9 protein-coding genes are annotated in these 12,893 nt (G+C 54.2%); 5 read left to right on the top strand and 4 right to left on the bottom strand.

Features of this window, described 5'->3' with window-relative positions; translation table 11 throughout:
* The first annotated feature begins 42 nt into the window (after nt 1-42).
* Nucleotides 43-1,632, top strand: coding sequence for an ABC transporter substrate-binding protein (locus tag ROA7450_RS13365; RefSeq protein WP_159454047.1), 1,590 nt, complete (start codon nt 43-45; stop codon nt 1,630-1,632).
* A gap of 257 nt (nt 1,633-1,889) precedes the next feature.
* Here ROA7450_RS13365 and ccrA read toward each other — a convergent pair whose 3' ends face one another.
* Both ccrA and ROA7450_RS13355 read right to left on the bottom strand, forming a co-directional pair.
* The gene (gene ccrA / locus ROA7450_RS13360; protein WP_085806353.1) at nt 1,890-3,176 is read right to left on the bottom strand and encodes a crotonyl-CoA carboxylase/reductase; all 1,287 of its coding nucleotides are present in this window, start codon (nt 3,174-3,176) and stop codon (nt 1,890-1,892) included.
* A 134-nt stretch (nt 3,177-3,310) separates the two neighbouring features.
* Nucleotides 3,311-4,687, bottom strand: a complete 1,377-nt coding sequence (locus ROA7450_RS13355; protein WP_085806352.1) for a 1-acyl-sn-glycerol-3-phosphate acyltransferase — start codon at nt 4,685-4,687, stop codon at nt 3,311-3,313.
* Nucleotides 4,688-5,183: 496 nt separating this feature from the next.
* Between ROA7450_RS13355 and ROA7450_RS13350 the strand changes: the two genes are divergently transcribed.
* From ROA7450_RS13350 to ROA7450_RS13340, 3 genes are all read left to right on the top strand, one after another.
* On the top strand, nt 5,184-5,801 hold the full coding sequence (locus ROA7450_RS13350) for a VPLPA-CTERM sorting domain-containing protein (RefSeq protein ID WP_085806351.1): 618 nt from the start codon (nt 5,184-5,186) through the stop codon (nt 5,799-5,801).
* Between the two features lie 156 nt (nt 5,802-5,957).
* The gene (locus ROA7450_RS13345) at nt 5,958-7,937 is read left to right on the top strand and encodes an ethylmalonyl-CoA mutase (RefSeq protein WP_085806350.1); all 1,980 of its coding nucleotides are present in this window, start codon (nt 5,958-5,960) and stop codon (nt 7,935-7,937) included.
* Nucleotides 7,938-8,000: 63 nt separating this feature from the next.
* A complete protein-coding gene (locus ROA7450_RS13340; RefSeq protein WP_085806349.1) occupies nt 8,001-8,447 on the top strand; it encodes a GNAT family N-acetyltransferase in 447 nt (148 codons plus the stop codon).
* A 2-nt stretch (nt 8,448-8,449) separates the two neighbouring features.
* On the opposite strand, the gene ROA7450_RS13335 is transcribed toward ROA7450_RS13340, so the two are convergent.
* Nucleotides 8,450-9,292 (bottom strand): urea carboxylase-associated family protein, encoded by an 843-nt coding sequence (locus ROA7450_RS13335; RefSeq protein ID WP_085806348.1) that lies wholly within the window; start codon nt 9,290-9,292, stop codon nt 8,450-8,452.
* Nucleotides 9,293-9,503: 211 nt separating this feature from the next.
* Complete coding sequence (locus tag ROA7450_RS13325; RefSeq protein ID WP_234999520.1) at nt 9,504-10,469, bottom strand: D-cysteine desulfhydrase family protein; 966 nt, start codon at nt 10,467-10,469, stop codon at nt 9,504-9,506.
* Between the two features lie 148 nt (nt 10,470-10,617).
* On the opposite strand from ROA7450_RS13325, the gene rnr reads away from it, so the two are divergent.
* Nucleotides 10,618-12,873, top strand: a complete 2,256-nt coding sequence (rnr, locus tag ROA7450_RS13320; RefSeq protein ID WP_085806345.1) for a ribonuclease R — start codon at nt 10,618-10,620, stop codon at nt 12,871-12,873.
* Nucleotides 12,874-12,893: the final 20 nt, after the last annotated feature.

Here is a 12,893-nt window from a genome sequence, read left to right as displayed (position 1 = left end):
CCGATGTCGCTACGAAGAACTATGCCAACTAAGGAGAGGAAAATGGAGAACAAGGAGTTTCTGAACCGTATACTGAGTGACAAACGTGCGACTCGGCGTGAGTTTCTTGTCAATGCGACTGCAATGGGTCTGGCACTTTCAACCGCGTCGGGCATGTGGAACCACGCACAGGCCGCCACTCCAAAACGTGGGGGTCATTTACGGGCTGGCTTGAGCGATGCCTCGACCGATGACACCTTAGATTCGCGAAAATACAATGGCACGACAATGATCAGCATTAGTCGGGCTTGCCGCGATAGTCTGGTTGAACTTGGGCAAGACAACACGGCAAAACCTGCCCTTGCTGAAAGTTGGGAATCTTCGCCAGATGCAAAAGTTTGGCGTTTCAATCTACGCAAAGGTGTCGAATTCTCGAATGGTAAATCGCTAACCCCCGAGGACGTCATCAATTCGATCAACCTTCACCGTGGTGAAGATTCGACTTCTGCAGCGGCGGGCGTCTTCGCGGGCATCTCTGATGTTCAAGCGGATGGCAACAATGTTGTCGAAGTTACGCTTTCTGAAGGAAACGCCCAGTTCCCTTACTTGATGACAGATTATCATATGAATATTGTCCCGACGAAGGATGGCGTCGCCGACGTGTTGTCAGTGCATGGCACTGGAACGTATCTGCTGAAGGATTTCAAACCTGGGGTGCGGGCAAGTTTTGAACGCAATCCAAATGCCTGGCAATCAGATTTCGGATTTGTAGACAGTTGTGAGCTTACCGCCGTTCTGGATGAAACAGCTCGGCAAAGCGCGCTCTTATCAGGCTCTATGGATGTGATCAGCGCGCCTTCGCCTAAGACAATTGGTCGCCTAGCAGAAATGCCAAACATCAATGTTCGAGGAACGCCATCCAACAGCGCCTACACAAATCCAATGCATGTCGATAAGGCACCATTTGATAACAACGACTTCCGGTTGGCGCTTAAACATGCCTTCCCGCGCGAAGAGTTCGTGGAAAAGATACTATTTGGATATGGGGTCGTTGGGAACGATCAGCCTCTGGGCCCTTTGTTCAATAGCTATGACCCAGAGCTTAAAATAAAGTACGATTTGGATCGCGCCAGAGCACATATCAAAGCGGCAGGCATGGAAAATGCCAAGATCGATATCCATACTTCGGATACCGCTTATGATGGCGCCATAGATGCTGCGGTATTGTTCCGCGAAAGTCTTGCTAAAATTGGCGTAGAACTGAATATCGTCCGTGTCCCGCGCGATGGATATTGGTCCGAGATTTGGCAAGCCAAACCGTTCTGCTTGGTTTCTTGGGGCGGCCGACCTGTTGAGGATATGATCCTTTCATTGGCGTACACTTCAGAAGCTTCGTGGAACGATACGAACATCTCCATCGATCGTGTTGACGAATTGGTCAAGGCAGCGCGCAGCGAGCTGGATGATGCCAAACGTAACGATATGTACGGCGAGGTGCAGCGGCTTATATCCCAACAAGGTGGCAGCCTTGTGCCCGCATTCGGAACGGATTTGGTCGTAACCTCCAGCATTGTCGGAATTGGCCCTGATATCGGCGGCGGCTGGTTTATGGATGGAGGTTTCTTCATCAAGCGTTGGTGGCTTGAAAGTTAACCAACGCTGAATTGTCCGGCGCAACCACTCACGGATGGCTCTCCTCCCTGCCAACCCCTTAGCGCCGGACAACGATCTTCAGAGCACAACTCGGCTTGATGAGAACCAATTTCGCAATATTCCAAGACAAGTCATGCAGTGCGGAAATTGCCGATAGACGATCATTGAAATCAATGCCGTTTAGATGGCGAATTTATAAAAATGGACGCCCGCGATCAGAGATCTGGTCGCGGGCGTTAAACTCTCTGGTGTGAAGCTTACTTACCTGCGGCAAGTACTTCCTCAACGGTGCGCAGACCGGTTGTTGGCGCCTGAACCAGCACGGACATGTTGCCCGGCTTGTGCTCGTTCTTACGCATTTTCACGTGGGCTGCAGGGATTTCATCCCATGGGAACACTTCGGACATGCACGGATCAAGGCGACCTTCGACCATCAACTGGTTTGCTGCCGAGGCTTGCTTGAGGTGGGCGAAGTGGCTGCCTTGGATGCGTTTTTGGTGCATCCAGACGTACCGCGCGTCCATGGTCAGGTTGTATCCGGTGGTACCGGCGCAGATCACAACCATGCCGCCTTTTTTCACAACAAAGGTTGATACCGGCATTGTGGATTCACCGGGGTGCTCAAACACCATGTCAACGTTTACACCCTTGCCTGTGATGTCCCAGATCGCCTTGCCGAACTTGCGAACTTCTTTGAACCAGTCGTTGTATTCTGGCGTGTTCACGGTCGGCAGTTGACCCCAGCAGTTAAAGTCCTTGCGGTTCAGAACGCCCTTGGCGCCCAGTCCCATGACAAAGTCACGCTTGTCTTCGTCGCTGATCACACCGATGGCATTGGCTCCGGCGGCTGTGGCTAGCTGGATCGCGTAAGAACCCAGACCACCCGACGCTCCCCAAACCAGAACGTTTTGCCCGGGTTTGATTTCGTGTGGATGGTGACCAAACAGCATGCGATAGGCTGTGGCAAGTGTCAGCGTGTAGCAGGCGGATTCTTCCCAAGTCAGGTGCTTGGGACGTGGCATCAATTGCTGCGACTGAACGTTGGTGAACTGTGCAAACGATCCGTCTGGCGTTTCATATCCCCAAATCCGCTGGCTGTTCGAATGCATCGGGTCGCCACCGTTGCAGTGCTCGTCTTCACCATCGTCCTGATTGCAGTGAATAACCACTTCGTCGCCAACTTTCCAGCGGGTGACTTTGTCACCAACGGCCCAGACTACGCCCGAGGCATCGGAGCCTGCGATGTGGAATTCAGCTTTGTGAACGTCAAATGGGCTGATTGGGATACCGAGGCCAGCCCAAACACCATTATAGTTTACGCCTGCGGCCATCACCAGAACCAGCACTTCGTGGCTGTCGAGCTTTGGAACGTCGACGACTTCAAGCTGCATGGCTTGATCAGGCTCGCCGTGGCGTTCACGACGGATCGCCCATGCGTACATTTTCTTTGGAACATAGCCCAACGGCGGCAGTTCGCCGACCTCGTACAGATCTTTCTCAGGGGCATCGTAGGGCGCAATGCCAGTTTCGGTGTCCAGAGCCATGGGCGGCCTCCTCAGTTAAAGTTTCGCCGCGATGCAGAATCGCGTTTCTGATCCTGAAATATAATCCCACACGCAATAATGCAATGCCGAGAATGCCGGATTTGTAATTTTATAACCTTGCGACTGCAGAAATTTCAGTCATTTTTGCTGCGGTCGCGAAATAAATGAGAAATAGAATTGGCGTAAAAACGAACAACTTCTTGTTCTTCCTCCACAATTTCATAGATCCCATCAGACTCTCGGATGAATTCTCGTTTCAGCAGATTTCGGACGCCAACCGTCACACCGTACCTCTGATCGTTTCTTGGAACGTGGACGTGGGCATCAGGCAGGTGTCTGATCATCTCGCCCACAGAATTTTCCAGATCTTTACGGCTTATAGGGGCACCCGATTGGATCATTGCCCGCGCCACAAGCGGTACAGGTAAAACCGGAACCTCTTTTCCAATTTTTTCCATCAAGAGCGCGCCAAGCGCATCAACCGTTGCGCCTGGATTCTCAAGCTCAAACTGGTTTAGCGATACGGGGGCGCCAAAGCTTGCGGCGGCATAGCCATGTCTGTGATATTTTCCGCGCAAACGTAGCCAGATCTGTTTGAAAATGAATCTGGTCACAACGCTAATCCGTGCCGGAAAACGCCGTTCTCCTTTTTGCCCTGCAGCAACAAGAACCCGATCCTCGAACACCCGGTCATAGTTCAAAGCAACCGGGACAAATACCACGTCTTTTGAGCTTTCGGTCCGGTCATCGACAATGTATTTCAAAATTCCCAGTTTGGGTGGGGCCAGATCGCCGGTCAGGCTCAAACCGCCCTCGGGAAATACGGCCTGTGCAACGCCGGCCTCTGTCGCCATGCGCACGTAGCGCGCAAGTACTTTGCGGTAGAGCGCATTCCGTGATTTGCGGCGAATGAAGTAAGCTCCCATCGCCCTGATCAGGCGCGACAAGGGCCAAACGCGAGCCCATTCTCCGACAGCATAGCTGAGAGCTGAGCGGTCCGCGGCCAACCACGTGACTAGGACGTAATCCATGTTGCTACGATGGTTCATGACAAAAACAATTGTCGCGTCCTTATCGACATTGCTTAGAGCGGTTTCATCAAAATTGCCGACCCTTACCCTGTACAGAGACTGGCTTAGCCAGCGGGTCAATCTGATCGCAAATCCAAAGTAGGCGGTGGCACTGAAAGACGGGACAATCTCGCGCGCATAACGACGTGCCATTTCAAAGGCAACGTTTTCCGGTACGCCTTCTGTCTTGGCATGTTCCGCAATCGCCAAGCTAACCTCGGGATCATATATGAGCCGTTGGATCATGTCGTAGCGCCGCGCCAACTTGAACGGCTCAATCGGGCGTTCCAGCCGTTCATTCAACCGGGCGACGGCACGTTCCATTCGGCGACGAAAGAACCAGCGCACTGATGGAAACAAGAAATGCGATGCAAAAGTGACAACCGCAAAAAGAAGGATTAACACGAAAAGCCAGACGGGCAGTTCTACCACCTGTGTCATACTCGTGTTTCCTTTAATCTGGTCAAACTATCTGTAACGCTTCGGCACTGAATGAAGACATTAACCAGGCTCTGCACACAAAAAGCATATGTAAGGCAATTCGACACCAACAGGAAAGCGCGAATATAATGCAAACACCGAAGGATCCGTTCTGTGACGTGAAGCAAGGCAGGTGTAAGCAAGAAAATGTTCAAAGATAGCAATGGAGCTGTGAACAACTTCCTAACACCATGCGAAGCGAATTTGACCGGTGGGAAACACAAATAATACAATGCCTTAAGGTGATATCGCGGCGAATTTGGAAACAATGAGGCTGATTGGCGTATTATTAGGTGCCGATGCGTTCATATAATGAGGTGAAAATGTGTTGAAATATTGCCCTTTTCGCCAAAGTGTGTCATGAGAGTTTAGATTAATGCCGTCTGAGGGAGCGATTCCATAGCGAAACCGAAGGTGTTCGGGCGGCGAAACTGGTAATTGTTGCGGAGTTAACGAGATGAAAAGAACACTACTAGCAGCGGCCGCGAGTATGATTTTATCAACTGTTGCGGCAAATGCTGCATTGTTGGGTATCACTAACGGTCCAGACGATGCCGTTGATCCGGTGAATTTTCTTTTTGAAAATGATAGCGGTTTCGACATTTTAAACCTGACAATCGATGGAACGACAGCCGTAGGTGACGGTACAGGCCCAAATAGTGGGGTGACTGTATTCTGGGACAGTATTGCGTCTCTTGCAGGCGATGCGAATCCAAATGCTCCAACACCCGTAGATCCATTTGGCTTGAACTCGCCTGTGATGACATTCTTGTTTGCCCCTGGCGCTTTTGCCACAGGATTTACATTCGATATCTTGGACATTGATCCAGACTTTGGCGGTGTAAATGATACCGGCGTTCAGATTTTGGATTTGATTGGTGTTAAAGTGACTGCGTTTTTCTCAGACAGCTCAACATTTGTAGGTGCTTTTGTTGATGATCCTGAGCCGGGCAAAGGTCTTAAATTGGAAGGCAGTACCACTGGCGTAGTTCCACTGCCCGCAGCTTTACCGCTGATGTTAGCAGGATTGGGGGCTTTTGCTCTCGTGTCACGCCGCCGTCGTAAAGCAGCCTAATCAACAAACATGTATCAAAAATGTCAGCCGCCTTTTGGGCGGCTGTTAGTTTTTGGTGTTGCTGCATTGCAGCATATTGACAGGGATCGATCATTTCTAATATCTGTTCCGTGACGCAATAATGTTTCGGATCAGATTCGGATTGGAGATCTCATAATGTCGCAATCGCAGCAAGATATTCAAAAAGACCGCCCTTGGCTGATCCGCACCTATGCAGGACATTCTACGGCCAAGGCGTCGAACGCACTCTATCGTTCCAACCTCGCAAAAGGGCAGACTGGCCTCTCCGTTGCTTTCGATCTGCCAACACAGACGGGTTATGACAGCGATCACGTGCTGGCACGGGGAGAGGTTGGCAAGGTTGGTGTACCGGTCTGCCACCTGGGGGATATGCGAACGCTGTTTGCCGATATCCCTTTGGAGCAGATGAATACATCAATGACGATCAATGCGACGGCGCCTTGGTTGCTGGCACTTTATATTGCCACGGCCGAGGAGCAGGGCGCAGACGTGACCAAACTGCAGGGCACGGTACAGAATGATCTGATCAAAGAATACCTGTCGCGTGGCACGTACATCTGCCCGCCGAAGCCGAGCCTGAAAATGATCGGCGATGTGGCTGAATACTGCTACACCAATGTACCCAAATGGAACCCAATGAACGTTTGTTCCTATCACCTGCAGGAGGCGGGTGCGACGCCTGAGCAGGAACTGGCCTTTGCGCTTGCCACGGCGATTGCTGTACTTGATGAGCTCAAGCCGCGTGTGCCCGCCGAAGATTTTCCGGCGCTGGCAGGGCGGATTTCGTTCTTTGTGAATGCTGGCATCCGCTTTGTTACTGAGATGTGCAAGATGCGCGCCTTCGTCGATCTATGGGATGAGATTCTGGAAAGCCGCTACGGTGTGGATAACCCAAAATTCCGCCGCTTTCGTTATGGTGTACAGGTGAACTCGCTTGGCTTGACCGAACAGCAGCCGGAAAACAACGTTTACCGGATCCTGATCGAAATGCTGGCGGTGACGCTCAGCAAAAAGGCCCGTGCCCGCGCCGTTCAACTGCCTGCGTGGAACGAGGCGCTGGGCCTTCCGCGTCCGTGGGATCAGCAATGGTCAATGCGGATGCAGCAAATTCTGGCCTATGAGACAGACCTGTTGGAATTTGATGACCTGTTTGAGGGTAACCCAGCCGTTGATCGCAAGGTTGAGGCGCTGAAAGACGGGGCACGTCATGAACTGGCCAATCTTGAGGGCATGGGTGGTGCGATCGGCTCAATCGAATATATGAAATCACGTCTGGTCGACAGCAATGCCGATCGTCTGAACCGGATTGAAAAGAACGAAACCGTCGTGGTTGGCGTGAATAAATGGACCGAAGGTGAACCCAGCCCGTTGATGACTGGTGATGGAGGCATCATGGTGGTCGATCCTGCAGTTGAAGCGGAGCAAATCGATCGCCTGACTGCCTGGCGCTCGGAACGCGACGCCGAGGCAGTGAAGTCGGCGCTGGCAGATTTGCGGGCGGTGGCACAAAAGGGGGCAAATGTTATGCCCGCCTCGATTGCTGCAGCCAAGGCTGGGGTTACAACCGGTGAATGGGCCGCGCAAATGCGTGCAGTGCATGGCGAATATCGTGGGCCAACCGGCGTGTCTGGCAGCCCTTCCAACAAGACCGAAGGACTGGATGATATTCGCGATGCCGTGAATGCCGCGAGCGACCACTTGGGGCGTCGCCTGAAGTTCCTGATCGGCAAGCCTGGTCTTGATGGCCACTCAAATGGGGCTGAACAAATCGCCTTCCGCGCGCGCGATTGCGGCATGGACATCGGATATGAAGGCATCCGCCTGACGCCCGAGGAAATCGTTGAGGCAGCGCTGGAAGACAAGGCGCATGTTGTTGGCCTTTCGATTCTGTCCGGTTCTCACATTCCACTGGTCGAGGAGTTAATGCAGCGTATGCGTGATGCGGGCGTAGGCGATGTGCCAGTCATCGTGGGCGGTATCATTCCAGACGAAGACGCCACACGCCTGCGTGCAATGGGTGTGGCCCGGGTCTATACGCCGAAAGATTTTGAGCTAAACGCGATCATGATGGATGTCGTTGCATTGGCAGATCCAAAGGCGGTTGCCGCGGAATAACTTCTCTGGTGCTTTTAGCGGGGCAGGCTATATCTTGTCAAAACCTCGCTGAAAGGAAATGCCATGTCCGAGACCCTGATTATTCGCCCAATTGAACCCGGCGACAAAGAGGCATGGCGCGCGCTTTGGACAGCTTATCTAGAGTTTTACGAAAGCAGCGTGTCGGATGCTGTATATGACGCAACCTTTGAGCGCCTGCTCTCAAACAACGACCCTGATCAAAACGGGTTTCTGGCGGTTATGGGCGATACGCCGGTGGGGTTGGTGCATTACATCTATCACGCGCACAACTGGCGGCTGGATAAGGTGTGCTATCTGCAGGATCTTTATGCCGACCCCAACGTACGTGGTCAGGGTGTAGGTCGAAAACTGATCGAGGCGGTTTATGCGCGTGCCGATACTGACGGCTGCCCGTCGGTTTATTGGCTGACGCAGGATTTCAACGCCGAGGCGCGGAAGCTGTATGATCGTATCGCGAATCTCACGCCGTTCATTAAGTACGCGCGCTGAACTTATCGCCCGTGGCTGCGGTCATAACCGTTGAGCGGCGGGCTTTGCCAATTTCCAAGTGCGCCTTCGGCCGGGGCAAACATTTCAACAAGCATGGGATAGCAGGCGGCGGTGTCACTCGAGTGCTCAGCAGAACAATCGCCCCCCGGGCAGGCGGACATTGCGCCCAATAGATTGATTTCGGCAAAGAATTCAATGTAGTCACCCGGACGCACCGGACTGGCCTTCATGAAATATTGCCCGGTGTCACGGGTGAAGCCGGTGCACATGAAAACATTGAGCACGTCGTGCACATGTGGTTCCGCCTCTTGAAGTGAGACGCCAAGCTCATCCGCCAGGGCGCGGGTCAGGTTAGAGTGGCAGCAATGGTGATACTGCGAGCCGCTAAGTAGGTTACCGGTGTAGGGGTCGCACCGTGTGCCAATCACGTCATGCACTGAGCCGCCGAATTCATCGATGCCATACCAATCAAGCGAGTCGTCGATGATAGTTGCCATGGGGCGCAACCCAGGGAAAGAGGTCCACATCCGTTCGCCCGTCGTCAGATGGGTGCCGTGCAGCGCGCGGGACTTGCCGGGATAAAACCGTTCGGAAATGTCATCAGCGTTCCACAGGTTCAAATCGCCGACCTGCGGCCCCTCAACAGAAGAGATGCGGAAGAAATTCCCGGCTGGGACACGGAAGGTATCTGCCTCACGTGGCTGTATCAGTACCTCACCTGTTTTGATCGCTGTGGCGCGTGCAGACCGATATAGTTCCAGATCGGGCACTGGCAAAGTCTCGTTCGGATAGCAGATCACGGGTTTGATGGCACGGCGTTCAGCGGCATCGGCGGGCTGTGTCATGGGGTACCTCTGCGGTTTGACGGATTCCTTGCGCAATCCAAAGGGGGTTTTCCATTTGATGTAAAGACCTCTGCACCACAGGTCATACATTTAAATTTGTATTGACCGGGTTGATTGTCGCGCCGGTTTTCACGCCAGCGGCAATTGCGGGTACGCCGATTGCTGAACAAAACAACCAGAATGAAGGCCACGAGCAAGCCAGCGACGATGATCATGTTTGGCTAAACCCAAAAGCATCTGCATAGGCAAAGATCGCGGGCTGCCCTCCGGTGTGCCAAAAAAGAACCTTCTGTCCACGATGCACTGGCGCATGCTTCATCAGCCCTGCCATCACCTTGCCGGTATAGGTCGGGTCCAGAAACTGACCTTCTGTATTGGCTGCCAGCGTTATGGCTTTTTGGGTGTCGTCTGACATCTTGCCATATCCCGGCGCAAGGGCGCGATCATCCAGAACAATGTCTTGATCCCGCACGGGGTTTTCGCAGCCTATCAACTGCGCCAGATCGTTAAGCCGCCGACGGACGCGTACGGTTTGTTGCTCGGCATCTCGGCGCACGCAAATCCCTATGACGGGGGTTTGATCGTCGATGAGACGCAGACCGAAGAGCGTTCCGCAATGGGTAAGGGCGGAGCCGGACGCGATGAAGATCGCATCGAAATCCTTGGCCTGTTCACTCAGCTCTCGTGCGGCATCAACATAGCCCAGGGCGCCTGTCGGCGGCTGGTCGGCAGAGAGCGGCACGATGAAGGGCACTTCGCCGGTCTGTTCCAATTTCCGCGCGATCTCACCCAAGCGTCGGTCCGCACCGGCCTCGTCTTCCCCTTCTGGATAGCTATAGAGCGTGGCCCCCATTAGCTTACTGAGCAACACATTGCCATTTTCGCGGTAAAGCGTTGATGGATTGGGCACGCGTTCCTCGAGCTGGATATGGCATCCCATGCCAAGGCGCGCCGCCATGGCCGCCGTCGTGCGGACAAAATTGGACTGTACCGCCCCGGTGATCAGCACCTGCGTTGCACGCTGTTCTTGCGCTTTGCCGAGGTAGAACTCCAGCTGTCGAACTTTGTTGCCGCCCATGCCGATGCCGGTGCAATCGTCTCGCTTGACCCATAAATCAAGGCCAAGTTCCGCCCCCAGATTGGGCATCGGTTCAAGTGGCGTGGGCAAATGGCCCATGCGGGCTCTTGGAAATTGTGAAAGAAGCGTTTCAATGGTCATGCTCCATCTCTGACGGGTGATGGATATTTGTCAATCGGCAAGACTTGTTGGGAGGCGCAGATGTATTCCTCTGTCGCCGCCTTGCCGAACGTGTTACGGCGGCGCCATGAACAAGATGCCAAGCAAAACCGAAATTCTCGAGTGGATCTCCGACAACCCGACCAAAACGGCTAAGCGCGACATTGCCCGCGCGTTTGGAATCAAAGGGGCCGCGCGGATTGACCTGAAACGTATGCTCAAGGAGCTGGAGGCAGAGGGCCATCTGACGAAGGCCAAGAAAACCTACCGTGATCCAGAAAAATTGCCACCGGTCAGCGTTTTGCGCGTCTCGGGGCAGACGGTTGATGGCGATCTGACTGCCTCGGCTTTGGAATGGCATGGTGAGGGCGATGAGCCGCTGGTGTTGATGATCCCACGTGCGGGGGATCCGGCCTTGGGGCAAGGAGATCGTATTTTGGCCCGCCTGCAAGAGGTCCAGGGCGAAGATTACCAATACGAAGGGCGCCTGATCCGCCGGATCGGAACCAACCCGCGCAAGGTACTCGGGATCTTCCGCAAAGGGGCCGAGGGCGGGCGCATTGTGCCTATCGACAAGGGCGATAGCAAAGAGTGGCTGGTTGCGGTGGACGGCGTGCGCGGTGCCAAAGATGGCGAGCTGGTTGAGGCTGAGCAGGCCGGACCCAAGGGCCGTATGGGCCTGCCACGCGCGCGCGTCACCGACCGGCTGGGCGATCCAACTGCGCCCAAGGCAGTGTCTCTGATTGCCATACATCAGCATGGCATCCCTGATGCGTTTCCGGATGAGGTGATTTCCGAGGCGGATGGCATGAAGCCCGCGGGATTGAGCGGCCGTGAAGACTTGCGCGATCTGCCATTGGTGACGATTGACCCACCCGATGCGCGTGATCACGATGATGCAGTCTGGGCGCATGCGGATGATGACCCAAAGAACGAAGGCGGTCATATCATTTGGGTCGCCATCGCCGATGTCGCACATTACGTGCGCCCCAATTCTGCGCTGGATGCAGAGGCGCGCAAACGTGGCAACTCCAGCTATTTCCCAGATCGGGTGGTGCCGATGCTGCCGGATCGTTTGTCTGGCGATCTGTGTTCTCTGCACGAGGGCGTGCCGCGGGCCTGTCTGGCCGTGCGGATGCAGATCGATGCGCAGGGCAACAAAATTGACCAACGCTTTGTGCGTGGGTTGATGAAATCTTTGGCGTCTCTGAATTATGCTGAAGTGCAGCAGGCGATTGATGGCGCGCCAAATGACAAATGCGCGCCGCTGATGGAAGAAGTAATCGAGCCACTTTATGCTGCCTATGCCGCGCTCAAAGCTGCACGGCAGCAACGCCAGCCGCTGGATCTGGACCTGCCCGAGCGCAAGGTCGTGCTAAGCGATGAAGGCAAGGTCACATCGGTGAGCTTTGCCGAACGCTATGATGCCCACAAACTGATCGAAGAATGCATGGTGCTAGCCAACGTGGCGGCTGCTGAAACGCTGCTTGCGAAGAAGTCCCCACAACTGTTCCGCGTCCACGAAGAACCCGCGCCAGAGAAACTGGAATCCCTGCGTGAGGTGGCGCAATCGGCGGGATTGGTCTTGGCCAAAGGGCAGGTGCTGAAAACTGAGCATTTGAACAAATTGCTCCATGCCGCCGCAGGTACAGATCATGCAGAGGTCGTCAACATGTCCACCTTGCGGGCGATGACGCAGGCCTATTACGCCCCCGTTCATATAGGGCATTTTGGTTTGGCGCTTCGCTCTTATTCGCATTTTACCTCTCCTATTCGGCGTTATGCTGATCTGATCGTGCACCGGTCGTTGGTGTCGGCACATGGTTGGGGCGATGATGGCCTGCAACCACGCGATATTGAGCGGCTGGAAAGCACGGCACAGCATATTTCCGATACTGAACGCCGCTCGATGATTGCGGAACGCGATACCAATGATCGCTACCTTGCGGCCTTCCTGTCAGAGCGTCTGGGCGAGGAATTCACCGGTCGTATCAGCGGGATCGCCAAGTTTGGGGCCTTTGTGCGGTTGGATGAAACCGGGGCTGATGGCCTTATTCCGATGCGTGCCTTGGGGCGCGAATATTATCATCTGGATCGCGATGCCGGGACTTTGACCGGCTCTGACACCGGAATTGTCATCGGGCTGGGGCAGCGCGTGACGGTCAAGCTAAGCGAGGCAGCCCCGGTTACAGGCGGCGTTGCACTGGAATTGATCAGCCTTGATGGAAAGGTGATCAAACGCGAAGGTGGATCTGGCCGGGGACGTGGTTCAAAGCATAAGTTCTCAAAATCCAAGCGTAAAACCGATAAGGGCAAGCGCCAGGTCAAGCGGAGCCGTAAGTAACCAGCAAGAGTTCGCACTCG

Source organism: Roseovarius albus, from assembly GCF_900172335.1.
Classification (GTDB): domain Bacteria; phylum Pseudomonadota; class Alphaproteobacteria; order Rhodobacterales; family Rhodobacteraceae; genus Roseovarius; species Roseovarius albus.
The sequence above is the reverse complement of the archived record's forward strand: the minus strand, read 5'-3'. Positions and strand labels throughout refer to the sequence as shown.

Bases quoted from the DNA above. Each gene is read 5' to 3' on its own strand.
- ROA7450_RS13340 (WP_085806349.1), top strand. From the start codon at position 8,001: ATGTCCGAGACCCTGATTATTCGCCCAATTGAACCCGGCGACAAAGAG.
- ROA7450_RS13345 (WP_085806350.1), top strand. From the start codon at position 5,958: ATGTCGCAATCGCAGCAAGATATTCAAAAAGACCGCCCTTGGCTGATC.
- ROA7450_RS13350 (WP_085806351.1), top strand. From the start codon at position 5,184: ATGAAAAGAACACTACTAGCAGCGGCCGCGAGTATGATTTTATCAACT.
- ccrA (WP_085806353.1), bottom strand. From the start codon at position 3,176: ATGGCTCTGGACACCGAAACTGGCATTGCGCCCTACGATGCCCCTGAG.
- ROA7450_RS13335 (WP_085806348.1), bottom strand. From the start codon at position 9,292: ATGACACAGCCCGCCGATGCCGCTGAACGCCGTGCCATCAAACCCGTG.
- ROA7450_RS13355 (WP_085806352.1), bottom strand. From the start codon at position 4,687: ATGACACAGGTGGTAGAACTGCCCGTCTGGCTTTTCGTGTTAATCCTT.
- rnr (WP_085806345.1), top strand. From the start codon at position 10,618: ATGAACAAGATGCCAAGCAAAACCGAAATTCTCGAGTGGATCTCCGAC.
- ROA7450_RS13325 (WP_234999520.1), bottom strand. From the start codon at position 10,469: ATGGGCCATTTGCCCACGCCACTTGAACCGATGCCCAATCTGGGGGCG.
- ROA7450_RS13365 (WP_159454047.1), top strand. From the start codon at position 43: ATGGAGAACAAGGAGTTTCTGAACCGTATACTGAGTGACAAACGTGCG.